Annotated in this window: 20 protein-coding genes and 1 pseudogene; 12 read left to right on the top strand and 9 right to left on the bottom strand. The window is 62.7% G+C overall.

From position 1 onward, the window contains the following. Positions 1 to 252: 252 nt before the first annotated feature. The 11 genes from NKH57_RS12295 to NKH57_RS12245 all read left to right on the top strand — a co-directional run bounded on the left by NKH57_RS12295 (position 253) and on the right by NKH57_RS12245 (position 11,312). Positions 253 to 456, top strand: coding sequence for a hypothetical protein (locus NKH57_RS12295; RefSeq protein ID WP_023761526.1), 204 nt, complete (start codon positions 253 to 255; stop codon positions 454 to 456). A gap of 2 nt (positions 457 to 458) precedes the next feature. Further along, entirely contained in the window at positions 459 to 1,571 is a 1,113-nt protein-coding gene (locus tag NKH57_RS12290) for an ABC transporter ATP-binding protein (RefSeq protein WP_352608208.1), read from the top strand. Continuing rightward, positions 1,564 to 2,577, top strand: a complete 1,014-nt coding sequence (locus tag NKH57_RS12285) for an ABC transporter ATP-binding protein (RefSeq protein WP_352608206.1) — start codon at positions 1,564 to 1,566, stop codon at positions 2,575 to 2,577. The genes NKH57_RS12290 and NKH57_RS12285 overlap by 8 nt, the downstream gene beginning before the upstream one ends. Positions 2,578 to 2,661: 84 nt before the next feature. After that, a complete protein-coding gene (locus NKH57_RS12280) occupies positions 2,662 to 4,305 on the top strand; it encodes a dihydroxyacetone kinase subunit DhaK (RefSeq protein ID WP_352944452.1) in 1,644 nt (547 codons plus the stop codon). 72 nt (positions 4,306 to 4,377) lie between these two features. Beyond that, positions 4,378 to 4,980 (top strand): dihydroxyacetone kinase subunit DhaL, encoded by a 603-nt coding sequence (gene dhaL, locus NKH57_RS12275; RefSeq protein ID WP_352944450.1) that lies wholly within the window; start codon positions 4,378 to 4,380, stop codon positions 4,978 to 4,980. Next, positions 4,977 to 5,366 carry a dihydroxyacetone kinase phosphoryl donor subunit DhaM gene (gene dhaM / locus NKH57_RS12270; RefSeq protein WP_352944448.1) on the top strand — a complete coding sequence of 130 codons (390 nt, stop codon included), beginning with the start codon at positions 4,977 to 4,979 and terminating at the stop codon, positions 5,364 to 5,366. The genes dhaL and dhaM overlap by 4 nt, the downstream gene beginning before the upstream one ends. A 21-nt stretch (positions 5,367 to 5,387) precedes the next feature. Continuing rightward, positions 5,388 to 5,690, top strand: a complete 303-nt coding sequence (locus tag NKH57_RS12265) for an HPr family phosphocarrier protein (protein ID WP_352944446.1) — start codon at positions 5,388 to 5,390, stop codon at positions 5,688 to 5,690. Continuing rightward, complete coding sequence (gene ptsP / locus NKH57_RS12260) at positions 5,674 to 7,260, top strand: phosphoenolpyruvate--protein phosphotransferase (protein WP_352944444.1); 1,587 nt, start codon at positions 5,674 to 5,676, stop codon at positions 7,258 to 7,260. Before NKH57_RS12265 ends, ptsP begins: the two co-directional genes overlap by 17 nt. Before the next feature lie 11 nt (positions 7,261 to 7,271). Further along, the gene (locus NKH57_RS12255) at positions 7,272 to 7,694 is read left to right on the top strand and encodes a hypothetical protein (RefSeq protein WP_352727333.1); all 423 of its coding nucleotides are present in this window, start codon (positions 7,272 to 7,274) and stop codon (positions 7,692 to 7,694) included. 95 nt (positions 7,695 to 7,789) lie between these two features. After that, complete coding sequence (gene dhaK, locus NKH57_RS12250) at positions 7,790 to 8,776, top strand: dihydroxyacetone kinase subunit DhaK (protein ID WP_352944443.1); 987 nt, start codon at positions 7,790 to 7,792, stop codon at positions 8,774 to 8,776. Positions 8,777 to 9,404: 628 nt separating this feature from the next. Further along, on the top strand, positions 9,405 to 11,312 hold the full coding sequence (locus tag NKH57_RS12245; protein WP_352944442.1) for a propionyl-CoA synthetase: 1,908 nt from the start codon (positions 9,405 to 9,407) through the stop codon (positions 11,310 to 11,312). Positions 11,313 to 11,505: 193 nt separating this feature from the next. Here NKH57_RS12245 and NKH57_RS12240 read toward each other — a convergent pair whose 3' ends face one another. The 6 genes from NKH57_RS12240 to NKH57_RS12215 form a co-directional block, all read right to left on the bottom strand. Beyond that, on the bottom strand, positions 11,506 to 13,893 hold the full coding sequence (locus NKH57_RS12240) for a polysaccharide biosynthesis tyrosine autokinase (protein WP_352608188.1): 2,388 nt from the start codon (positions 13,891 to 13,893) through the stop codon (positions 11,506 to 11,508). 238 nt (positions 13,894 to 14,131) lie between these two features. Beyond that, positions 14,132 to 15,028 carry a UTP--glucose-1-phosphate uridylyltransferase gene (locus NKH57_RS12235; RefSeq protein ID WP_352727327.1) on the bottom strand — a complete coding sequence of 299 codons (897 nt, stop codon included), beginning with the start codon at positions 15,026 to 15,028 and terminating at the stop codon, positions 14,132 to 14,134. A gap of 73 nt (positions 15,029 to 15,101) precedes the next feature. After that, positions 15,102 to 16,052, bottom strand: a complete 951-nt coding sequence (locus NKH57_RS12230) for a glycosyltransferase family 2 protein (protein WP_352944441.1) — start codon at positions 16,050 to 16,052, stop codon at positions 15,102 to 15,104. Further along, on the bottom strand, positions 16,042 to 16,992 hold the full coding sequence (locus tag NKH57_RS12225) for a glycosyltransferase family 2 protein (protein ID WP_352944440.1): 951 nt from the start codon (positions 16,990 to 16,992) through the stop codon (positions 16,042 to 16,044). The genes NKH57_RS12230 and NKH57_RS12225 overlap by 11 nt, the downstream gene beginning before the upstream one ends. Then, the gene (locus NKH57_RS12220) at positions 16,992 to 17,987 is read right to left on the bottom strand and encodes a glycosyltransferase family 2 protein (protein WP_352944438.1); all 996 of its coding nucleotides are present in this window, start codon (positions 17,985 to 17,987) and stop codon (positions 16,992 to 16,994) included. Before NKH57_RS12220 ends, NKH57_RS12225 begins: the two co-directional genes overlap by 1 nt. Positions 17,988 to 18,027: 40 nt before the next feature. After that, complete coding sequence (locus tag NKH57_RS12215; protein WP_352944436.1) at positions 18,028 to 19,200, bottom strand: glycosyltransferase; 1,173 nt, start codon at positions 19,198 to 19,200, stop codon at positions 18,028 to 18,030. 292 nt (positions 19,201 to 19,492) lie between these two features. Between NKH57_RS12215 and NKH57_RS12210 the strand changes: the two are divergent. Beyond that, positions 19,493 to 20,542: pseudogene (locus NKH57_RS12210) on the top strand (polysaccharide pyruvyl transferase family protein); the annotation flags it as partial. Positions 20,543 to 20,767: 225 nt separating this feature from the next. Here the strand turns inward: NKH57_RS12210 and NKH57_RS12205 are convergent. The 3 genes from NKH57_RS12205 to NKH57_RS12195 form a co-directional block, all read right to left on the bottom strand. Then, positions 20,768 to 22,234 carry a lipopolysaccharide biosynthesis protein gene (locus NKH57_RS12205; protein WP_352944434.1) on the bottom strand — a complete coding sequence of 489 codons (1,467 nt, stop codon included), beginning with the start codon at positions 22,232 to 22,234 and terminating at the stop codon, positions 20,768 to 20,770. Next, positions 22,231 to 23,400, bottom strand: a complete 1,170-nt coding sequence (locus NKH57_RS12200) for a glycosyltransferase (RefSeq protein WP_352944432.1) — start codon at positions 23,398 to 23,400, stop codon at positions 22,231 to 22,233. The genes NKH57_RS12205 and NKH57_RS12200 overlap by 4 nt, the downstream gene beginning before the upstream one ends. Positions 23,401 to 23,694: 294 nt before the next feature. Next, positions 23,695 to 24,945 (bottom strand): glycosyltransferase, encoded by a 1,251-nt coding sequence (locus NKH57_RS12195; RefSeq protein WP_352944430.1) that lies wholly within the window; start codon positions 24,943 to 24,945, stop codon positions 23,695 to 23,697. Between the last annotated feature and the right edge of the window lie 233 nt (positions 24,946 to 25,178).

Below are 25,178 nucleotides of genomic sequence, written 5' to 3'. Positions count from 1 at the left end.
ATCCTATCGCGCGCCTGCCACGGGGCCAATTTTCGGGGGGGCCGCCGCGCCTGGCCCCCCCCCCCCCCGCCGAGCTTCGCCCCACACCTCTCCCCCGATCGACGGGGTAGAGGAAGGGCGCGAACCTAATTCAGCCAGGCTCCCTTCCTCTCCCTCCGGAGGGGGGAGAGGTGGCGCTGCGAAGCAGCGACGGAGTGGGGGAACCACCTGGCAGCCATCTCTCCCTTTGGACGTGGAAAAGGAAGGCTACGTATGACGCGCGCCGCCAACTCCAGGAAATCATCATGGCCTCGCTGGGCCAGGCGCGGGCTGATGGAAAACATCGCCACGGCGCTGATCGCCATCGGCTTCCTGATGCTGTTCCAGCCCTTCGCGCTGTCGCTCTACACCTATTCCTTCATCACCATGCTCGCCGGCACCGTGATGTTCATCGTCGTCTCGAAATTCCCGGAATAATCATGGCCGAAATTCGCGTCCAGCACCTGAGAAAGGCCTTCGGCGATTTCGTCGCCGTGCAGGATTCCAACTTCGTCGTCGAGGATGGCGAATTCTTCGTCATGCTCGGGCCGTCGGGCTGCGGCAAGACGACGACATTGCGCATGATTGCCGGGCTCGAATTGCCGACCGGCGGCCAGATCCTGCTTGGCGGCGACGATGTCACCATGCTGCGGGCACGCGAGCGCGACATCGCCTTCGTCTTCCAGCTGTTCGCGCTCTATCCGCACATGAACGTGTGCAAGAACATCGGCTTTCCGCTCCTGGCGCAAGGCATGCCGTCGGCTGAGATCCGCACGCGGGTCGAGGAGACGGCGAAGCTGCTGCGCATCGACCACCTGCTCGACAAATCCGTCTCCGGCCTTGCCGGTGGCGACCGCCAGCGCGTGGCGCTCGGCCGCGCCATCGTGCGGCGGCCCAAATGCTTCCTGATGGACGAGCCGCTTGGTACGCTCGACACCGAATTCCGTGATCTGATGGTGCATGAACTGCGCGAGTTGCACAACCGCATCCACGCCACGACCGTCTATGTTACGCACGACCAGATGGAAGCGATGTCGATGGCCGACAAGATCGCGGTGATGAACCATGGCGTCATCGAACAGTTCGGCACACCTCGCGAAATCTACGACCGCCCGGCGACCATGTTCGTCGCCGACTTCATCGGCTCGCCGCCGATGAACTTCTTGGGCTTTGGCGGTGGATTGGCGAAAGGCGCCAGGGAGATCGTCGTGCAAGGTGCGAAAGTGGCGGTGCCGGAGGTGCGCGAGGATGTTGCGCCGGTCGACATGGCGCTCGGCATCAGGCCCGAACACATCCGCTTCGATGACAATTCGAAGCTGCGCGGCGCCATCTATGGCACCGAATATCTCGGCACCACGCAGATCGTCGCGGTGGAGACGGCGGACGGCATCATCAAGGCACGCGTGCCGGCCGAAATCCGGCTCTCGACCGGAGATCATGTCGGCCTGACGCTGAGCAGCGCGCGGCTGTCGCTGTTCGAGAAGGGATCCGGCCGCGCGGTGAGAACCGCGATCCACGATGTGGCCTCTGAGCGGAGGGCCCGTCATGGCTGACGTGCGCATCAGGAACGTGACCAAGAGTTTTGGCGACCATGCCGCCGTCAATGGCCTCGACCTGCATATATCGGATGGTGAGTTCGTCGTGCTGCTCGGGCCGACCGGCGCCGGCAAGACGACGACGCTGCGGCTCATCGCCGGGCTGGAGCGGCCGGATTCCGGCACGATCGAAATCGGCGGCCACAATGCCACCGCGCTGTCGCCGGCCGAGCGCGATACGGCTTTCGTGTTCCAGCAATATTCGCTCTATCCGCATCTGTCGGTGTTCGACAACCTCGCCTTCCCGCTGCGCTCGCCGGCGCGGAAAATGCCGGAAGACCAGATCCGCCGCCGGGTCGAGGAGGTGGCGAGGATGGTGCGCATCCATCACAAGCTCGCCAACCGTTCGACCAAGCTTTCGGGCGGCGAAATGCAGCGCGTCGCCATCGGCCGCGCGCTGGTGCGCAAGCCGTCGATTTATCTGATGGACGAGCCACTGTCGTCGCTGGACGCCAAGCTGCGCGGGGACCTCAGGCTTGAGCTCAAGCGCATCCAGACCGAGCTCGGCGCCACCATGCTCTACGTCACGCACGACCAGATCGAGGCGATGACCATGGCCGATCGCATCGGTATCCTTGCCGATGGCGAGCTGGTGCAGATCGGTTCTCCGCGGACGATCTATTCTGAGCCGGCTAACCTGCATGTCGCGGCAAGGCTAGGCCAGCCGGCGATCAATCTTCTGCCGACGGGGTTGCTGCCCGATAGTGGCGCGCCGGCGGGAACCAAGACAATCGGCGCCCGCACCGAACATCTGGCGATCGAGAAGGCTGCCAACGGCCATGCCGACGGCGTCGTCGACTGGGTGGAGCATCTCGGCGACCAGAACCACCTGCATGTGACGGTGGGACCCAAGAAACTGGTGACGCTGACCGATCCCGACACGGATCTGGCGCAGGGCGACAGAGTGGTGATCCGCTACCGGTCGCCGCTGTATTTTGGCGCCGATGGACAACGACTGATGTGAACGGGCTGATGTGAACGATTTTCGGTGTTTGCTAGCCAAGGGTTCAGCACCGGTTTTCGACTTTGCGAGTACGGGACGAATTCGATGAAGCACTTTTTCAATCGCAGGGAAACGATCGTCACCGAGGCGCTGGAGGGCCTGTTGCGAACTATTGGCGCGGGCGATCTCGCCCGTCTCGATGGCTATCCCGAAATCAAGGTCATCCTGCGCGCCGGTTGGGACAAGACGAAGGTCAGCATCGTCTCCGGCGGTGGCGCCGGGCACGAACCATCGCATGCCGGCTTCGTCGGCAATGGCATGCTGACGGCGGCGGTCTCGGGCGAGATCTTTGCCTCGCCAAGCGTCGAAGCCGTGTTGGCGGCCATTCGCGCGGTGACCGGCCCGGGCGGCTGCCTGCTCATCGTCAAGAACTACACAGGTGACCGCCTCAATTTCGGCCTCGCGGCCGAGAAGGCGCGCGCCGAAGGGTTTCGCGTCGAGATGGTGATCGTCGCCGACGACATCGCTTTGCCTGACATCACCCAGCCGCGCGGCGTTGCCGGCACCTTGTTCGTGCACAAGATCGCTGGCCATCTGTCGGAAACCGGCCATGACCTGGCGTCCGTTGCGGCAGCCGCGCGCGCGGCGGCGAAGGATATCGTTTCGTTCGGCATGTCGCTGTCGTCCTGCTCGATCCCCGGCCAGCCGCATGAAGACCGGTTCGGTGAAAATGACGGCGAGCTCGGCCTCGGCATTCATGGCGAGCCGGGCGTCGAGCGCATTGCGGTGCAAAGCGCCGACAGGCTGGTCGCGATCATGGCCGAACGCCTGTCGGCGCGGCTCGACCCTGCGGCCAGCTACGCCCTGCTGATCAACAATCTCGGCTCGGTGCCACCGCTCGAAATGTCTGTTGTCGCCAATGCGGTGCTGAGCTCGCCGCTGGCCAAAGCGATCAAGCTGACCATCGGCCCAGGCCCGCTGATGACGGCGCTCAACATGAACGGTTTCTCGCTGTCGCTGATCCGGCTCGACGCGGCACGCGAAACAGCCTTGCTGGCGCCAGTCGGCCCGCATGCCTGGATGCCGGCAAAGCCTGATGTGCCGCCCGCCGTCTTGCCGATGTCGAAAGCGGCCGGGCAAAGTGCGGCGCGCAAGCCCAGCCAGGATGCACACACCAGACGCCTGATCGTCACGGTCTGCGAAAGACTGATCGCGCTCGAAGGCACCTTGAACGCGCTGGATGCCAAGGCGGGCGACGGCGACACCGGCTCGACGGCAGCGACCGGCGCACGCAGCGTGCTGGAACGGCTCGACACGCTGCCGCTTGCCGAACCTTCCGCGACCCTTGGTGCGATAGGTGACATTCTGAGCGCGTCCATGGGCGGTTCCAGCGGCGTGCTGCTGTCGATCTTCTTCACGGCGGCGGCTCAGGGTTTGGACAGCGGGGCCAAACTGGCCAAGGCGCTGCTAGCTGGCCTGGAGCGGATGACTTTCTATGGCGGTGCAAGGATCGGGGATCGGACCATGATCGATGCCTTGGAACCGGCCCTGAAAGCGCTCGACGCCAATGGCCTGGAAGATGCTGCAACAGCGGCCCGACGCGGCGCAGAGGCTACCTCCTCCATGGAGAAGGCGAAGGCCGGACGATCCGCCTATGTCGGCAGCAAGCTGCAAGGCGTTGTGGACCCGGGCGCCTATGCGGTGGCCGAGGTCTTTGCGGCCGCCGCCGCGCTGCACGAAGCGGCCTGATGCATGCTCCAGTTGTCGAATGAGCGTTCTTTCGATACTGCCGGAAGGGTGGAAACCAGGAATGCGGGTGATATGGCGGCGCTGAACCTTGCCGGGCTGATTACGGCTGCCGCGGATACGATTGCCGCGCACGCCGAAGAGTTGACGGTGCTCGACCAGGCGATCGGCGACGGCGACCACGGGTTGAACATGAAGCGCGGCTTCGAGGCGGTGCGTGCCGAGGCCGAGATGTTTGCTGCCAAGCCATTGCCCGAGGCCCTGAAGGCGATCGGCACCAAGCTGGTGATGACGGTCGGCGGCGCTTCCGGCCCGCTGTTCGGAACTTTGTTCATGGCGCTCGGCAAGGAAATTTCGGCGGAGCCCGATCGCACCAATCTGACCGCGGCCTTCGGCAAGGCGATCGAAGCGGTGGCCGCGCGCGGCAAGTCACAGGTTGGACAAAAAACCATGCTCGACGTCCTACAGCCGGTGCAGGACGCGTTGGTCGAGGGAAAGACTGGATCGGAAATCGCCGATATCGCCGACGCTGCGGCTAAGGCGACCGTACCGATGAAGGCCCTGCGTGGCCGCGCCTCGTTCCTCGGCGACCGCTCGATCGGCCACATGGATGCCGGCGCGCGTTCGACCGCGCTTCTGGTACGCACGATCGTCGAAACGCTGGAAGGTCGGCCATGAGCAATGTCGGCATCGTCATCGTTTCGCATTCGCCGCTGGTCGCCGAGGGCACGGCCGACATGGTGCGGCAGATGGTGGGCGACGAAGTGCCGCTTGCGTGGTGCGGCGGAAACGGCCATGGCGGACTCGGCACCAATGTCGAGGCGATCATGGGCGCCATCGACAGGGCCTGGTCGGAGGCCGGTGTCGCCATCCTGGTCGATCTCGGCGGCGCCGAGACCAACAGTGAAATGGCGGTGGAGATGATCGGCGAGCCACGGTCGCAAAAAATCATCGTGTGCAACGCGCCGATCGTCGAAGGCGCGGTGATGGCGGCGACCGAGGCGTCCGGCGGCGCCTCGCTGAAGGAAGTGGTGGCGACGGCGCATGAATTGTCGCCGTCGTGAGCGAACGGGAAGCTTGAAGACATGTCCGCATCCGCCGAAGCGACCGTTGTGATCACCCACGAGGTGGGCCTGCACGCGCGTCCTTCGGTGAAGTTCACTAAGCTGGCCAAGACTTTTGCCGCCGACGTGGAAATAGCGCTGGCCGCCAACGGGCCGTGGTTCGACGCCAAGAGCATCGTCAAGGTGATGGCGACCAAGGCGCCGAAGGGTACGGTGCTGCATATCAGGGCCAACGGCGACGGCGCCAATGATGCCGTCGACGCGCTGGTCGAACTGGTGCGCCGCGATTTCGACGAAGGCACGGACCATGTCCGGACCGCTTAGGCTGCAAGGCATTTCGGCCTCGGCCGGCTATGCCGAGGGGCCGCTGTTCGATCTCGACCGAATTGCCGCATCCTATGTCGGCAAGGAAACAGCCGACGATGAGAAAGCCGCGCTTGAGACTGCAATCGGCAGTGCGGCGGCTCGTCTCGCCGCATTGATCCAAACCGCCGACGGCGACGCTGCCGACATTCTTGAATTTCAAATCGCCATGCTGGAGGATGATGCACTGAGCCGCCCGGCCTTTGCCGCGATCGGGACTGGTCAACCCGCCGATGTGGCGTGGCGACAGGCGCTCGACGCCGAGATTGCCGGCTACGATGCCTCGGACCAGGACTATTTCCGCGCACGTGCCGCCGACATACGCGACATCAGGGACCAGGTGCTGCGGGCACTGACCAAGGATAGCGACATCCAGGCACCGGCCGGCGCCATTCTCTATGGCGAGGACATCGCGCCGACGCGCTTTCTCGAAACCGACTGGAGCGGCGGCGGCGGCGTCGCGTTGGAGGCAGGCAGCACCGCCAGCCACGTCGCCATGCTGGCGCGCTCGCGCGGCGTTCCCATGGTCGTCGGGCTGGGCGCTTCGCCGGCTCGCCCTGCGGGTATCGCCCTGCTCGACGCCGAACATGGCGGCATCGTGCTGTCACCCTCCAAGGCTGACATCGACACCTTTCGCCATTCGTGGTCGTCGTTCTCGGCGCGCCGGGACCGGGCCGGGACTTTCCTGGCGCGGCCGGCGGTGACCAGAACCGGCACGCCCGTTCGCGTGCAGGTCAACATCGCCGACCCGTCCGAAGTCGACGCCGTCGACATCGCTACCTGCGACGGTGTCGGGCTGATGCGCACCGAATTCCTCTTCGGCAGGACGCTTCCGGATGAGGAGACGCAATATCGCGCCTACCGCAAGGTGCTGGAGTGGGCCGGCGACAAGCCGGTGACGATCCGTACCGTCGATGCCGGCGGCGACAAGCCGGTGCCCGGCTTCACCGTCGAGGAGAGCAACCCGTTTCTTGGCCTGCGCGGCATCAGGCTGTCGCTGGCAAGACCGGAGGTTTTTCGTGTACAGATCCGTGCGCTGTTGCGCGCAGCCGTGCACGGCAGTCTGAAGGTGATGTTCCCGATGATCGCCGTTATTGAGGAATACAGGCAGGCAGCGGCGATATTCGCTGAGGAACAGGCCGCGCTTGCCGCGCGCGGCATCGCCCAAAAGATGCCGCCACTCGGCATCATGGTCGAAGTGCCTTCGGTGGCGATCGCGCCGGAAGCGCTTGCCGAGGTCGCCTTCCTCTCGATCGGCTCCAACGATCTCACCCAATACGTCATGGCGGCGGCCCGCGACAATGCCGCGGTGGCACATCTGAATTCCGTTCGTCATCCTGCCGTGCTGCGGCTGATCGCTGCCGTGACCGCGTTTGGCTCGCGTGAAAATGTCCCAGTCAGCCTGTGCGGCGATGCCGGCGCGGACCCCGCCTCGATCCCGTCACTGCTCGAGGCCGGCCTGCGCGACCTTTCCGTCGCTCCGGCGCAACTCGCCATGGCCAAGGCGGCCATCGCCGACGTTTCGATTTAGGCGCGGCTGGCATGATCGACAAGAAACCCGAACCCGGCTCCGAAGAGGCAATCCGCGCCTACAAGACGATCCTGTCGCACGTCATCGACCAGCGCCCGTCCGGCATGCGCCAGCGCCTTGCAGACGCGCTCGGCAAACACCGCAGCTTCGTCACGCAGATTTCCAGTCCGGCCTATTCGATCCCGATTCCGTCCAAACATTTGCCGGCTATATTTTCGGTGTGCCATTTCAGCCCGGCAGAGCGCGACCAGTTTCTCGCGGCCTATCATCAGGCGCATCCGGGAAAAATGTCGGTCGCGGCAGGCATGCGCAAGACGCGTCATGTTTCGCTCGTCGTGCCGGATTTCGGCGACGACAAGCAGAACGCCGCGCTCGACAGGGCTGTCAACGACTTCATCCAGAAGATCACCAGCATCACCGGCAAGGGTGGCTGACCGCTTGGAGTTTGTACGCAATTCCGGACGGAAAACCGTTACACACTTTTCCTGGAATTGCTTTGATGTCAGGCCTATTTCGGGAGGAGACGGCCGTGAAGAAATTCATGAATTCGGTGGACACGGTGCTGACCGAGAGCCTCGACGGTTTCGCGGCTGCCCATGCCGACATTCTCGTGCTTGGCGACGAGCACAAATTTGTCCGCCGCAAGACCTTGCGGCCGGGCAAGGTAGCGCTGATCTCCGGCGGCGGCTCAGGCCACGAGCCGCTGCATGGCGGCTTTGTCGGTCACGGCATGCTGGACGCCGCCTGCCCCGGCCAGGTGTTCACCTCGCCGACACCGGACCAGATGCTGGCAGCGGCGGAAGCCGCCGACACCGGCGCCGGCTGCCTGTTCATCGTCAAGAACTATGAGGGCGACGTGATGAATTTCGACATGGCGGCCGAGATGTCGGAAGGCGTCCAGCAGATCGTGACAAATGACGATGTCGCCGTCGAGAACTCATCCTTTACGACCGGCCGGCGCGGCGTCGCCGGCACGCTGGTGGTGGAAAAGATCCTTGGAGCGGCGGCCGAACATGGCCTGGCGCTGGCGGCCTTGAAGACCCTGGGCGATCGCGTCAACGCTGCAACCCGCTCGATGGGCGTGGCACTGACCAGTTGCACGGTCCCGGCGGCAGGCAAGCCAACTTTCGACATCGGCGACGGCGAAATGGAATTCGGCGTCGGCATCCATGGCGAACCCGGCCGCCGGCGCGACACGTTGAAAAGCGCCGATGCTATCGCACAGGAGATTTGTGCCGCGATCCTGGGCGATCTCGGCGACAGGGCGAAAGGCCCGGCGCTGCTGTTCGTCAATGGCTTCGGCGGCACGCCGCTGATGGAACTCTATCTGATGTACAACAGCGCGCGGGCGATCTTCGAGACGCACGGAGTGACGGTGACCCGTTCACTGGTCGGCTCCTACGTCACCTCGCTCGACATGGCCGGCTGCTCGATCACACTCACCATGCTCGACGACGAGACGACCACATTGTGGGACGCGCCGGTGCACACTGCGGCGCTGCGCTGGGGCATGTAAAGCTGGCTTCCACCCCGCTTTTCTGCACCATCTTCTCCCTTTGATCCGCAACATAGTCCGGGTTGATGCTGCCATCTCTCACGCCACCCGACCTCGAACTCCCCGCCGCCGGGAGGCACCTGCGGTTTGCCTTTTGACAAATCCTCCCGTTCGCGAAATCGCCTCCGCTGACCGTTCCCGACAGGAAACGTCCAGAAATAGTCGTCAAGGCGAGGCGACAAGCAACCGAACCGACCGGCTCGGCCGTTGCTTTTCTTCCGTAGAGTAAGGTAAAACCTGCCTGGGTCGTGGGGAGATAGCGTATGCGTTACAATTGGGAGCGGGCTCCGTCGAGCTTCGAACGTCACAGAAAAGCGCTGGCGACGGTTATTTTGATCGCTGGCGGCATTGGCCTTATGCTTGTGGCCCTGCCGATCTAGAGCAACTTGCCTTCACCAAGCGGATTCCGCCTGTCAGGGCGCTCGATACGTGTTGGCGCGGCTCACCGGTAACGGCAATGAGGCGGCGGTCGCGGCCCTTGATAGCGCCTCCCCCAGCTCAAATGTCATCAGCACAACAGCGCGCATTTGCGGCCAAGGATAGAGCGCGCTATCTGGAGGGTTGAAAATCATTCCTGGGGAGGAGCCGGATGACTTCACGCTATCACGAGGTCTATGAGGGCTGGAAACGCCACCCGGAACAATTCTGGGCGGATGCGGCCCGCGCCATCGACTGGTATTCGCCCTATGACAAGGTGTTCGATGCCGCTGCCGGCGTCTATGGCCGCTGGTTTGCCGGCGCCACCTGCAACACCTGCTACAACGCCATCGACCGCCATGTGGCGGGCGGACGCGCCGACCAGATCGCGCTGATCCATGACAGCGCCATCACCGGTACGGTCAAGAAGTTCACCTATGCCGAACTCAAGCGCGAGGTGGTCGCACTCACCTCGGTGCTGAAGAACCGCGGCATCGGCAAGGGCGACCGCGTCATCATCTACATGCCGATGGTGGCGGAGGCGGCCATCGCCATGCTTGCCTGTGCCCGCATCGGCGCGGTGCATTCCGTGGTGTTCGGCGGCTTTGCCTCGCATGAGCTTGCCACCCGCATCGACGATGCCAGACCGAAGCTGATCATTTCCGCTTCCTGCGGCCTGGAGCCGGGCCGCGTCGTCGCCTACAAGCCGCTGCTCGACAAGGCGATAGAGATCTCCCGCCACAAGCCGGACGCCTGCCTGATCCTGCAGCGCGACCAGCTGCGCTGCGAACTCAAGGAGCATTTCGACATCGACTACGCCGATGCCGTCGCCCGCGAACGGGCAGCGGGCGCCAATGTCGATTGCGTGCCGGTGTTTGCCACCGACCCGCTCTACATCATCTACACATCGGGCACGACCGGCCAGCCCAAGGGCATCGTGCGCGACAATGGCGGTCACATGGTCGCTCTGAAATGGACGATGGAGAACGAGTTCGGCGTCAAGCCGGGCGAGGTGTTCTGGGCAGCATCCGATGTCGGCTGGGTGGTCGGCCATTCCTACATCGTCTACGGGCCGCTGCTGCATGGCTGCACCAGCATCCTGTTCGAGGGCAAGCCTGTCGGCACCCCCGATGCCGGCACCTACTGGCGGGTGATATCGGAATATGGCGTCGTAGCGCTTTTCACCGCGCCGACCGCATTCCGCGCCATCAAGGGGCAGGATCCGAAGGGCGAGTTCATTGCGAAATACGATCTGTCCAAATTCCGCACGCTGTTTCTTGCCGGCGAACGCGCCGACCCGGAAACCATCAAATGGGCGGAGCAGAAGCTGAACGTGCCGGTGATCGATCATTGGTGGCAAACCGAGACCGGCTCGCCGATGACGATCAATCCCGCCGGCCTCGGCCTGCTGCCGGTGAAATACGGCTCGCCGGGCGTGCCTATGCCCGGCTACGACATTCGCGTGCTCGACGATGCGGGCCACGAGGTGCCGCGCGGCACGCTGGGCAATGTGGTGGTCAAGCTGCCGCTGCCGGCCGGCTGCCTGCCGACGCTGTGGAACGCCGATCAACGCTTCCGCCTAGCCTATCTCGACGAGTTCCCCGGCTTCTACAAGACGGCGGATGCCGGCATGGTCGACGAGGACGGCTATCTCTACGTCATGGCCCGCACCGACGACATCATCAATGTCGCCGGCCACCGGCTGTCGACCGGCGCCATGGAGGAGGTGCTTTCGGCCCATCCCGATGTCGCCGAATGCGCGGTCATCGGCATTGCCGATGCGATGAAGGGGCAGGTCCCGCTCGGCTTCGTGGTGCTGAATGCGGGCGTGACACGCGATATCGGCCTGATCGAAGGTGAAGTGGTCGGCCTGGTGCGCGAACGCATCGGCCCGGTCGCCGCCTTCAAGACGGTGGTGACGATCAAGCGCCTGCCCAAGACGCGCTCGGGCAAGATCCTGCGCGGCACCATGCAAAAGATCGCCGACAAGGAAGAATGGACGATGCCGGCGACGATCGACGATCCGGTCATTCTCGACGAGATCTCCGCCGCCCTGAAGGCGCGCGGGATCGGCCTTTGAGCCGCTGAAGCGGTTTTACCTGTCGGCGCGGCTTTTCCGGATCGGCGGGCAGTCTTTTATTGTTCACGGAGAATGCACTCTACACGATCCACGACGTCGTCGGCGCGGCGATGCTTGGGTGGCGATCGTCCGCTCCGGAGCGTCCAGTCACGATGAACGGAACGCGGCCGGCTTTGTCCTGGCAGCGGTCAAATCAGACCGGTGCCTTGCCGCGCACCTCCGACTTTTCCAGATAGTAAGTCGAGTATTTGTCGAAGAATTTCTCCGAGCCGCCGAACGACCCGTATTTGGCCAGCTTCTTCAGATCGACCTTGTTCAGCACCGCGCCGACGATCTTGTTGGCTACGTAGGGTTCGGATTCCAGCATAGACCTGACCATTGCGCGCGGCGTGCTCCCCCATTCGGTGACGAGCACAAAACCGTCGACCAGCGGCGCGAAGGCCTTGGCATCGACCACAGGTCCGAGCGGCGGCAGATCGACGACTATGTATTCGAATGTCTCCTTGGCGTTCTCGACAAAACGCCGCATGCCCGCCGAAGAGAGAAGTTCGCTCGTATGTGAGAAGTTGCCGCGCAGCGCTGCCGGGATGATCGCCAGCTTCGTCTGCCTGTCGATCTTGCCGACGGACTGCCAGGTCAGGCCGTTGACCACCGCCTCCATCAAGCCCTGCTCGGCTTCCATGCCAAGGCCCCGGCTGAGGCCGGGATTGCGCATGTCACCGTCGATCAGCAAGGTCTTGGCACCGTTGGTGGCAAGCAGGCCGGCGAGATTGGCCGCGACCGTCGACTTGCCCTCGCCGGGGAGCACCGAGATGATGCCGATGACGCGGCTGCCTTGCCCTTCCAATACGACGTCGAAGGCGATCTTGGCGCTGCGCAGCGTCTCGGAGAACATCGAGGCAGGCGAATCGATGCTGACCCGCATGCGCGCCCGTTTTTCCGCAGCCGACAGCGATTTGGCGGTCTTGGCATCCACCTGGGTCTCGCCCGGCTTTTCCTCCTTGCCGAGTTTGCCGCCGATCATCGGCAGATAGCCGAGGAATTTCAGACCGACGCGGTCGCGTACATCCTCGCCGGTCCTGAAGAACCGTTCGTTGAACTCGTTCAGGCCACCGAAGCCGGCGCCCATCAGCATGCCAAGAACCAGCGAAAGTCCAAGCACGACAATTGTGCGCGGGCTTGACGCGCTAAGCGGCATCGAAGCGTCCGAGATGATGCGGATCTTGCCGACCGGGAAGGATTGCTGCTGCGCGGCTTCCTCATAACGGCCGAGGAATGTCTGATAGAGCGTGGTGAGCGCCGTCGCCTGCTGATCGAGTTCACGCAGCTTGACTTGCGTCTGGTTATCGACCGAGCTCTTGCCTTGTGCGGCCGCTACGTTGGCCCTGAGCGCGGTCTCGCGCGTCTGCGCCACCTCATATTCGTTGCGATAGCTTTCGGTCAGCTGCTTCAGTTCGCCGAAAATCTGGGTCGAAATGTCGGCCTTCTCCTTGGCGAGCGCAACCGCCTGTGGATGCTCGGGACCGAAATTCGCCTCGACGTCCTGCAGCCGCTTGGACACCGCCAGGTAGCGGGTCTTGAGCGCCGCGATGACCGAACTGCTCGGCTGGTCACTCGATATGGCGGCATCCTTGAAGGCGTTGTCGGAACCGCTGTCGACAATCGCCTTGTACTGCTGGTAGCGGGCGCTGGCGCGCGCGGTGTCGGCCTGCGCTACGATGAGCTGCGCATTGAGATCGGAGAGCTGCTTGTCGCTCATCAGCTGGCCATCGCTGTTGGCGGCGAGCCCGTGTTCGGCCCTGAATTTCTCAACGGCGAGCGAGGCTGCCTGGGAACTCTGGCGCAGTTCCGTCAGCCGACCCTGCAGCCAGACCGCCGCCCGCTCGGTGGCGTCGAAGCTGGCATCGAGCTGATCGGCGAGATAGGCATCGGCATAGGCTTTGGTGACCGCGTTTGCGAGGGTCGGATCCGTCGCCTGATAACCTAGCGTGATCACGAAGCTTCGCCCGACGCGCTCCGCCTGCACCTCGCTTTGCAGTTTGAGGATTGCGTAGTCGCGACGCGACGTCGCCATCAGCGCGTCGCGGGCGGCGGGGTCGAGCTTGCTGATGTCGCCAACACCCGGCATGGAAGGACTGGGGCGGACATACTGGATCACGCTTCGGACGAAACCGACGCCCGTCGCCAGAGCCGATACGGGCGGATTCATGAACGCATCATTCTGGTCGAGCTTCAGCTTGTCGACGACGACCGAAGCAAGCCGCGTCGAGGTCAGGATTTCGATCTGGCTCAGGATGGCGGAATCGGTCTGCATGGTTGTCGACGCGGCCGAAATGTCGTCGACAATCTTGTTCAAGCCCTCGTCGATCAGCACGCTCGCGTACGACTGATATTTGGGCGGCGTGGTCTGCAAATAGAGCACGCCCAGGAAAAGGCCAATGACAGCGCACACGGCAACCACCTTGGCCTGCCGCGCAGCCATGCCAAGCAGCCGCTCGATATCGATGAAGTCTTCGCCGTCTCCTGCGTCGGAATTCGGCAATGGCATCCTCTTGTCGAGAGGAAAGTTGGCATAGTTCATCTTCGGTCCAATTCTAGAGCCGGTCCCATTCCGATTGATCGCAATGGGCTCTATCTCACTATTTGAACATGATCTTTTCCGGAAACCGGGACCCACTTTCCGGGATCATGCTTTGGCTTGCAGGCGCCGCCAGGATCGGGAGCGTTTGCGCAAAAGCGACGCAAACTTCGTGCCAGACAGCGCGGGGCCTATAGCCCCGCGCCATCCACCATCTGAAAATGCTCCCAAAACATGGGCATTATGCGGCTTCTTCCTGACGTTCATGCGACCGGACGAACTCCTGAAGCATCTCGAAAACCGGGCCCTTCATGTCGTCGCGCGCGAGCGCGAAGGCGATGTTGGCCTGGATGAACCCTTCCTTGGAACCGCAGTCGAACATGCGCCCCTTGAAAGGCTGGGCGAAGAACGGCTGATCCTTCGACAGACGCACCATGGCGTCCGTCAGCTGGATCTCGTTGCCGGCGCCGCGCTGCTGATTGCCCAGAAGCGCGAAGATCTCGGGCTGCAGGATGTAGCGGCCGTTGATGTAGAAATTCGACGGCGCGTTGGCTGGCGCCGGCTTTTCGACCATCGCCGTCACCTCGAAGCCACTGCCGATCTCGGCGCCGCGGCCAACGATGCCGTATTTGTTGGTCTCGGCCGGTTCGCAACGCTCGACGGCGATGACATTGCCGCCGGTGCGCTCATAAAGGTCGACGGTTTCGGCGAGGCATCCGCGCCCGCCAAAGGAGACCATGTCCGGCAGCAGCAAGGCGAAGGGCTCGTTGCCGATGACTTCGCGCGCGCACCAGACGGCATGGCCGAGGCCTTGCGGCGATTGCTGGCGGATGAAGCTGGTGGCGCCGGCCACCGGCAAGAGGCTTTCCAGCGACTGCAACTGCGCCTTCTTGCCGGTCTGTTCCAGGGTTCCGATCAGTTCCGGATGGAGGTCGAAATAGTCCTCGATTACCGCCTTGTTGCGACCGGTCACGAACACGATGTGCTCGATGCCGGCCTCGAAGGCCTCGTCCACCGCATATTGCACGACGGGTCTATCAACGACAGGAAGCATTTCCTTCGGCATCGATTTGGTCGCCGGCAGGAACCGTGTTCCAAGCCCCGCCACCGGTATGACGGCCTTCCTGATTTTCTTCATCGCAAATTCCTTCTGAGGAGATCGACTTCAGTCCGTTCACAGGCCACGAAAAACCCTCCATGTGCCTGCATCTTCACCTGCCCACCCCAACGGCAAACTGCGCCGCCATTCTTCGCAACCGCACGGCGATCGGCATGCCCATATGTCTGATCGCCGCCGGGTCGCCGAGCGCTGTCAGGATCGCCTTGAATGGCGACCGCGCCTTGATGTGCTGAACCATCGACAGGAACGAGGCGGCCGTGCGCAGGCTGCGGCCGCGCCGGGCGAACGCGGCCTGCGCGGCGTCATCCATCTGATGAGTTTGAGCGAACACCGCATCTGCCCTGTGCATGGCTTCGATATGGTGAAGCTCGAGCACACGGGAGATGGAGCCGCTGCGGATATGATAGGCATAGCCGATATCAGGTTCGACGGCGCATTTGCCGCCCATGGCCAAGGCGTTGGCCAAGAGGATGTAGTCTTCTCCGATGATCAGTTTTTCATCATAGCGAAGCCCGTTCTGGTTCAGGAACTCGCGCTGGAAGATCGGCTTGAGATAGCCGAGATTGAACTTTGATTCGAAGAGGATGTTGCCGGCGATGTAAGTGGCCAGCGAAATTTCGCGCAAGCCTTCCAGATAGTGCCGCGGGAACATCGCGGCCTCGATGATACCGTCCTCGCGAATGACCTGGAGGTTGTCGACGGCGATCTCGGCGCCTGCACTCTCGGCACGCGCGATCATGGCGGCGAGCCGATTGGGAAAGACGGCGTCGTCGGAATCGAGAACCGCGATCCACCTGCCTCGGGCGGCGTCGAGGCCTGCATTCCTGGCGCCGCCAGGGCCGCGATTGCTGGCCAGGGCGATGACGCGGACGATATCCTGCGGATAGGCCCGTGCCACATCGAGCGTCGCGTCGCGCGACTTGTCGTCGACAACGATGATTTCGACGCTGACGTCGTTCTGGGCGATGGCGCTGGCGATCGCCCGGTCGAGGGTCGCCTCGGCATTGAAGGCGGCAATCACGAAGCTCACATCAGGCTGCACGCTTGCCTCCCTCCTGTGGCGAAGGCTGACCGTAGAGCCGGATTTCGCGAATGCCGACCAGACCACTGACGACGCCGACATGCATAATGCCGCGCAGCACGCTTCGGTTCCTTCGAACCGGACTGATGAGGACCGGAAGTGCCGAAGCGAAGCAATAGATGGCCTTCGCCGACGCCAGGCCGACCTGCTTGACCAGGCCGATGCCGCGCGCGTCGCGCCCCAGAAGATGGCCATGCGTCTGCCCGACGCGGAAGCGGCGGCGGCCGAGCCAGTCGAATGCCGCCCTTGTGCGCGGCACCACCTCGTCGACCCAAGCTTCCGGCGCAAAAGCGATGCGGCCGCCGGCCTTGTGCATCTGGTCGAAGAACTCGGTGTCTTCGCCGCCGGTCTGGCCGCGCGCCAGGCTGAAGCGGCGGCCGCGCAGGCTCCCAGATCCCATCCGAAGCAGGACATTGCAGGTGTAGCCGGTCTGGATCTCGCCGCGCACCCAGACGGGCAAGGTCGAATGGAAATCGCCGCGCCGCATCCAGTCCGGCGCATCCGGGCGATAGTGCGCCCTGACCGGACCGAGCACAGCGGCGGCATCGCTTGCTTCAGCCATGGCGACCAGTTCGGCGAGCCATGCGGGCCTGGCCGTCTCGTCGTCATCGATGAAGGCGACGAAATCCGCAGTGCTGGCGTCGAGGCAGGCGTTGCGGGCGATCGAAATGTTGCGCGCCGGAGCGTGCTGATAGCGGATCGGCACCGTCAATTCCCGCGACAGCGCCGTCACCAGGTCGCGGGCGGTCGGGGCGTCGTCATTGTCGGCGACGACGATGCCGACATCGAACCCTTCAGGCATGTCCATGGCGTCGAGCGAGCGTAGCGTGTCGGCCAGTTCCGGCCGGCGGAACGTGCAGACGCCGACGTCAATGCTGCGCTTCTTGCCCTGCGCCGCCATCACGCCGCCTCGCGCCGCGACCCGAGGCCGAGAAGCTGCAGCCAGAAGCCGACCGACCAGCCAAGATGCATGACCATCGCCGAAACGCCGGCAAGCGCGATATCGGCATTGCGCTGGCGGATGGCCGTCGACAGGCCATAGAAGAGGCATACGGAAGCCCACACCAGCAGCGGCACCGCCGCCAGCCAATACACAAACGAGAAGGCGGCCAACAGCACGACCGGAAACACCAACAGTGGCACCATCTGCCGGACCTTTGGGATGACGCGGTGCTTGAGGACGTTCTTGGCGCGGCCGCGGCCATAGCCGAGATACTGGAAATAGAGGCCACTGAGCGAGGCGCGTGGATAGTAGACCATCTGCGTCTTGCCGCTCATCCAGATCTTGTAGCCGGCTTGTCTCAGCCGGTAATCGAGCTCGGCGTCCTCGTTGTGACTGAACGTCTCGTCATAACCGCCGACTGCCTCGAAGGCCGATATCCGCATCAGTGCGTGATGGCCGTGGTCGATCCACTCTCCCCCCGAAAGATGCCGATGCTTCGAGCCGCCGGTGCCGAGCTTGGAATTCTGTGCCGCGGCGGCGGCTTTCTGCACGGTGCCGCTGCCGCTGGTCAGCATCGAAACGACAACCGAATCCGCCCCGGTGGCCAATGCCTCCTCGACCAGCCGGTCGCAATAGTCGTCGGGATAGCCGCCATGCGCATCGATGCGGATCAGAAAGTCGGCGCCCTCGCCGAACGTGCCGACGGCGAGATTGATCGCCGCGCTCTGGATGCGCCGCTTATTGTTAAGCAGGACAACGCGCTGGTCCTTCGCAACGATATCCTTGACGATGGTCAGCGTGCCGTCGGTGCTGCCGCCGTCGGCGACAATGATCCGGGCGTCAAGCCTGGCTGCCGCGGGTCGCAATTGATCGAGCAGCGCGCCGATATGGGCGGCTTCATTCAGACACGGGATAACGATCAGGCTGGATGAGGGCTTTTCAGTCTGCGTCATCAACCTCTGTCCATCCTGCCACTGTCCATCTCTGCCCATCCTATGCCAATGCCTCGGCCGCAAAGGAGCCGGCCACGGCGGTGAGGCTGCGCAGCCGCTCGACGAGCGCCCGGCAATCGCTGCGATCGTAGCTCCAGGTCCTCGGGTTGCGGGCAAGAACACGCCCTTTCAGCCTGGCAAAGCGATGCTCCTCCATCTTGCCGAGTTCGGCTTCGAGCGCTTCGGGCGACGCCTGCGGCAACAACACACCGATATCCTGCTGTTTTAGGAACCGCCCGGTCTCGGTGTTGCCCATCGAGATCGGCACCGCGCCAAAACGGCAGCCCTCATAGAGCCGGTTTGGCAGAAGCCATTCGGAGTTCTGCCCGGCTTCGAAGAAATCGATTGCCCAGGAAAAATGGACTTCCTTGTAGATCGCAGCCATGTCCTCCGGGTTGCGGTAGGGCCCGCGAAACGACAGCCACGGCTCGGCTTCGACGAAGCCATGGAAATCCGGGAATTCGGACAAAGCCGGGCGGCCGCGCAGCACGACCTCGAAGCGTCCCTCCATTCGGCGGGAGAAATCGGCCAGCAACTCGAGCGAACGGCGGCAGCGCAGGGCGCCGAACCAGCCGATCCGCCACGGCGGGCCGGGCGGGCTCTCAACCGCTTCAGCATCGCCAGGCAAGACCGCCGCGACCTCGAAATACTTGTTTTCGACCAGCTCGATGGGTGCCGCGACCTGGCCGAACGGCTTGAAGTAATTGGCTATGAAGGCCGGCGAACTGGTAACCAGCAGCTTCACGTCCCTGGCCAAAAAGCGTTCGGTGGCGCGCAGCGCCTTGCCCAGGACATCGTTGCGCAGCACCAGGCGATGAATATCGAGGCACTCGTATACGATCGGAACCGACGCACCTAAGGCTGACCTCGCGCGGCGGGCGAGCGCCAGCATTTCCAGGTTGCGCGCGATGATGAGATCGGGCCTCGGCACTCCGGCAAGCTTCGAGCCCATCGATAACGTCGCCTTGGCGACCGCCGCGAGGCGCTGGCCGAATCGCCCGTCACGCGTCGCGCCAAGGTCGATCGGCCGCAATCCCTCGACATCCGCTATCGGAGTCGTGGTGCGACGGAAGCCGGCCAAGGTGACCTGGGCCCCACCTGCCCTGAGCATCGTAATCCTTCGGCGCACTGCCGGGTCGGAAACGTCGTGCACAAGGTACAAGACATGCAGCATGAAAACTCGACCGCTGTTGGCCCACCCAGAGGAATCCTAGTACAGGTCTTGCTGCATCGCAACATTTTTGGTGCAACGATCCACCTTTTCTGTTGCACTGCAAAATTGAGGCGTTAATCTCGGGCTAGCTTTTAGCGCCACTCGGACCGTGCGGTTGGTCACCTGGTGCGGCGCCCTAAATCGTGACGCGGAGCGCATCGGGATCGTCCTGGCGTGCAGCATTTTTCGGTCACCCCCGTCTTAAGCACCGCTGGCCTGGCCGCGGAATCTGCTGACGATATGAGGTAATTCCATGAAGATCGTGGTCGAAAACACAGTCTGCCTGAACACCGGGGATGCAGCGATTTTGCTAGCGATCCGGCACATCCTAAAGGCAGTCGCCGGGAGCGACCTGCAATTCTTCATCTTCGACAGCCAGCCCGAGGTCGCGGCGAGGCTTTACCCGCAAAGGGATTATCCGGACCTTGAATTTCACAAGCTGCTGTCGGAGTCCCTTTTCCGGTATAAGAATGGCGATGGACTGAAGAACTGGATCAAGCCGATCTACAACAAAATTGTCCTTCAGGCCCTGCGGTGGTTCGGGAGCAGCGCGATTGGCGCTTTCTTCAGCCGGAGTGACCGTCGCAGCCTCGATATCTACACTGGCGCCGATCTCGTGGTCACGACAGGCGGGACCTATCTCGTAGAGAACTACAATCTCGAAAGACGTCTCAATCAGTTTCGGCTTGATGCCGTGCTCGGCAAGGATCCGGTTTTCTTCACGCAATCCCTCGGCCCGTTCAATAAAAGTTACAACCGCCAGGAACTGAGCCCGATCTTCGACCGCAGCCCGCTCATCCTGCTGCGTGACGAACGGTCCAGAAACCATATCCAGGATCTGGTGAAGGATTTCGGCAAATGCCACGTGGTGGCCGACGCCGTCTTCGCCCTTGCCGATACCGACAGGATCGAGAAAATTCTAGCCTCCGGTCAGCCGCCGGCGCCGACGGGCCGTGTCGCCATTTCCGTCCGCCACTGGAATTACGTCAGCGATGGCGAAGGCGGCATGCGCCGCTATCTCGATTCGATCCGCGAGATCGCGTCGATTCTCGTCAGGGACCACGGCAAGGAGGTGACGTTCGTCTCCACGTGTCAGGGGGTGCCGGAATACGCCCATGACGATTCCAAGACCGCGCGGGCGATCGTCGCCGAACTCGATCCGGAGATCGCCAAACATGTGACCGTAGACGCTGCGTTCCACACGCCGGAACAGTTGATGGCACTGGTGAAAGGCTTCGACTTCGTGGTCGCGACGCGTATGCACATGATGATCATGTCGCTTTGTGTCGGCACGCCGGTGCTGCCAATCGCCTATGAGTTCAAGACCAAGGAAGTGGCCAAGCGGATCGGTGTCGCCGACATGCTGCTCGACATCGACACGGTGACGCCTGAGGAAGCGGGCGAAAAGCTCGGCAGATTTGCAGCAAACCTCAACCTCTATCGCCAGACCAGCCTTCAGGCCGTGCTTGAGGAGCATGCCTCGGCAATGTCGGCCACAAACCTGCTGGCGCCGTTGATCGGCGGTCACTCAGCGGATGTTGCGCGCGGCGTTGGACAGGGTGGTGAACAACGCGCGGCGCGACTGGGCGACCGCAAGCATGAGAATGAGACCGATCCCGTAATTGAGAGCAATCGCGAGAAAGACCGCGAGCAGGTCTGACTGTCCGGTCAGCGACGCCGGCAACCACGAGTACGCGTGCCAGGCGAGCAGGGACGAGGCAATGAAAAGCCCCTGCATGACCAGAAAGTCGGCGGCTGTGACGGGACCGACTCGATGGACCAGCACGGCAAGCACGGGAACGCGCAGCACGTAACCGCTGATGGCATAGGCCGCGGCAACGCCGACGGCACCCCAGTGCAGGCCGACGATGAAGGCGGCTACGGTCGTCAGTGACGAATAGATGCCCCAGTGGAACATGGTCTTCGTCTTGCCCTGACAGATGAATATCCAGCCTGTGGTGCTTGAAACGGACTGGACCAGGCTAGCGATGCCCAGCCAGGCGAAAATCGGCGCCACCGGCGCCCAACCCTGGCCGAAGAGAAGCGCCACCACCTGATCGGAGGTCATCGTCAGCGCCGCGATGCCGGGCATGGTAACGGCAGCCAGCATCCAGTTGGTCCGCACGTAAATGTCGCGAAATCGAGCCTTGTCCTCATGGATGCGGCTTAGCAGAGGCACCATCACGCGCGTCAGCGGCTGGTTGATGTTCTGCAGCGGGAACAGCAGGAGCTTATAGGCGCGGTCGTAATAGCCGAGCTCGATCGCGCCGGAATATTTTCCGATGAGAATGTTGTCGAGATTGCGCGAGAAGAAGTTGGCAAGATTGAAGCCCGTCAGATTGGCGCCGAACGACAATATGTCGGCATCGACTTTCAAATCCGGGCGTAGCGGCTTCCACCGCGCCACGCGCCACGCGGCCGCCAACGCGACAACCGCTGAAACAGCTGGGCCGATGACCAGCGACCAGTAGCCAAGCCCCGCATAGGCCGCGATCGCAGCGGCCAGAAGTCCGGCGGCGGCACTTATCACATCATTCACGGCGAGCTGGCCGAATTGCAGGTGGCGATTCATCAGTGCCAGCGGCACCGCGGCAAGACTGCCGAGGAGCAGCGGCAAGGCGGAGCCAAGGGTAATGCCGGACATGCGCTGATCGCCGTAGAAAGCGGCAATCGCGGGCGCTAGGCCGGCCACTACCACGGCGCTCCCCAGTCCGACGAGCGCACTGATCCAGAAAACTTGGTTGAGTTGCTGGTCGTTGATGTCCCTGCGCTGAACCACAGCCTGCTGGAGGCCCAGGTTTTGAAGCAAACCAACGAAGGCCACGATCGGCCCGACGGAAGCCACCAGGCCGAAATCCTCGGGAACGAGCAGTCGGGCGAGCACGATGACGGAGAGAAACTGGATCGCCATCTTGAAGCCCTGCGCACCGATCGTTACGAACCCGCCACGAAGGGCGACACGACCGAAATGAGGGGGCGGCGGATTGACATTCATGAACGGACCCTCGTTTCGCCAAGCTGCTCGGCGATCTGTGCGAAACGTTCGTTCAGCACATCTGCGTTGAAGTCCGCCTCGATCTTCTTGCGCGCGGCGAGGGCAATTTGCTCGCAGGGCTTCGGATTCTCGGCGATCCAGGCAAGTTTGCGGGTCAGCGCCGCGATGTCTCGCTCGGGAGCCAGAAAACCTGTCTTCTGATCCTCGATCAGTTCGGGAATCCCCGAGTGATATGTGCTGACCACCGTCAGGCCGGCGGCCATAGCCTCCATCAGTGAAACCGGAATGCCTTCCAGATCGCCATCGCGCGCAGTGACGCTAGGCAGCAGGAACACATGGGCATTGCGCAGACGCTGCTTCACTTCGCTGTGCGGACGCGGGCCAAGAAAAGTCACCCTGTCGGCGATGCCGAGATTTGCGGCGATCCCCTTCAGCTCCTCCAGAAGTTCTCCGCCTCCGATCACCGAATAGACCCAATTGCGCCGCGGCAGGCTGGCGAGCGCGCGAAGCGCATATTCGATGCCCTTTTTTTCTGTCAGGCGGCAGACCGAGATGAAAGATAGCGTGGCTTGCTCCCATGAACGCCACCGATAGCCGATCTCGCTCGGCCGCACACCCATATGGTGAACCATAACCTGCGTCGGCGATGCACCAACGTCGATCAAGGCATCGCGGAAAAACGCATTCACCGGCAGTTGAAGAGCGCCCTTCTCGAACACAATCTTGTAGCGCGAGAGTGTATCGTCATGCAGCGGCTCGCCGACATCGCGGCCATGAAATATCGTCATAAGGGGAGCGGAAATCCTGCCTCGTTTAATAGCGCGGGCCACGCGCATGCCGTTGTTGCCAAAATGGGCGACGATCACGTCGGCATTCTGCAACCTACGCGCATGAGCAATGTCGATGGCGGTCGAGAGTTTATCCCAGAACCTGCCAGACCACTTCCTGAGCAGCGGGCGATAGCGAGCTAGGCGACCCCACCAGCATACGACCTTTCCCGGCAGCGCGTGCCAGCGCGAATCGTCGATATTGGCGTCCTTGCCAAAGGACATCTCATTGCAGACGACGCCGACTTCCATGCCGCGCTCAAGGCACCCGGCTATCTGGTCGAGAACGAACGTCTCCGACAATGAGGGGAACTTGTCGACTACGAAGCAAATCTTCATCGGCAGGATGCATTCATGCGAATACCGATCAAGCAGCCCGTTGTGAACCGCCCCGCATGGGGACCGGCAGGGGACACGGAAACCTCGCAAGGTGGCTGCAGGTCAACCGCACTGGGAGCCGGTGCGCGCCCGACGACGGCCGGGCCGAAAACATCGTGCCCAAGGCTCGAGACATGCAGCATAGAATTCTACCGCTGTTGGCCACCCGGGACGGACATTAGTACAGGCTTTGCTGCACTGCAACATTTTTGGTGCGGCGGAGCAAGATTTCCGGCAATTTGGCGTGTCTGCCGATCAACCACCAAGGCCCGCAGATGAAGGACTCGCCAGGACCTCGGCAGCGCCGGCATGCTTGGCGGGTTCAGGTGCAGAGGCCGGCGTGGCCAGTTGGGCAACCATTTGTGCAAAACGTTCATTCAGAACATCGGCGTTGAAGTCGTCCTCGACCTTGCGGCGCGCGGCAACTGCGATACGTTCGCATTCTTGCGGATGTTCGGCTGCCCAGGAAAGCTTGGCGGCAAGCACTGAAACGTCTCGCTCGGGTGCAAGCAACCCTGTCTCCTGATCCTCGATGAGCTCGGGGATTCCCGAGTGATGCGTGCTGACCGCAATCAATCCGGCGGCCATGGCCTCCATGAGCGCGACCGGAATGCCTTCCATGTCCCCGTCGCTGGCGGTGACGCTTGGAAGCAAGAAGAGATGCGCCATGCGAAGCCGTCTCTTCACCTCCATGTGCGGGAGGCTGCCAAGGAATGTTACGCGACCTGCCAAGCCCAATTCCACAGCCAGTTTCTCCAAGCCAACCCGCAATGGACCGTCGCCGACAATATCGTAGCGCCAGTCTATCTCAGGATGGGACGCTGCCAGAGAGGCAAGGGCGCGCAAGGCGAACTCGACGCCTTTCTTCTCCACCAGGCGACAAACCGTAGTCAGGATCAGCTGGGTGCCTTCCCACGATTCCCAGCGATAGCTGATTTCGCGGGGATCGATTCCCATGTGATGGACCGTCGTGCTTGCCTGAGACGCACCGGCTTCCAGCAACATCCTGCGGAAGAAATCGTTGACCGGCAGGTTCAAGCTGCCATGTTTGATTAGCCCAGCGTATTGCGTCGCAAGCACTGCCTGCCGCGCGGGGATCGCGACATCCGCGCCGTGAAAGATGGTTATGATAGGCGGTTTGAGGACCTTCCATTTCTTCAGCGCCGCCGCTCTTTCCCCGTTCTGTCCGAAGTGAGCGACAATCACGTCACAGTGGTTCAGGCGGCGTGCGAAAACCATATCAAGAGCGGTCGAAGCCTTGTATCGCAGGCGCGGCGGCAGCCGGCGTACAAATTCGCTGATTCCAGCGGCCCATCTCCACCAATGTTGGGTTCTGGCGAGCAGCGTCGCCATCGGCTCCATTTGCCGGTCTATCCGATCGTCGCCTTTCGTCCTGTCGCAGACGACCTCAACATCGAAGCCCCGCGCCAGTAGCCCAGCCATCTGGTCCACGACGAAGGTTTCTGAAAGCAGAGGGAATCCGCCGACGACAAAGCCCACACGCATAGCCCGCCTGCAAGGTTGGGGCTTGCCCTAGACCCCAAGCGGTCCGCGTTGCGCCAGCCCTAATGTATGCGGACAGAATACACGTTGATTGCTGCCTTGCCACAGGAATATTGCACTGCAGCATTTGAATCGACTGCCCGCGGATGGCTGGGCCTGGAACTGGCTCAGGGGCGTCATGCGACTGCAGTCGCCCGGCAGCGTAGGGCGCCAGGTAAATCGATTCCAACGCACCG

Source organism: Mesorhizobium sp. M1050 (genome assembly GCF_040318715.1).
Classification (GTDB): Bacteria; Pseudomonadota; Alphaproteobacteria; order Rhizobiales; family Rhizobiaceae; genus Mesorhizobium.
This window is presented reverse-complemented; position numbering and strand designations above follow the sequence as displayed.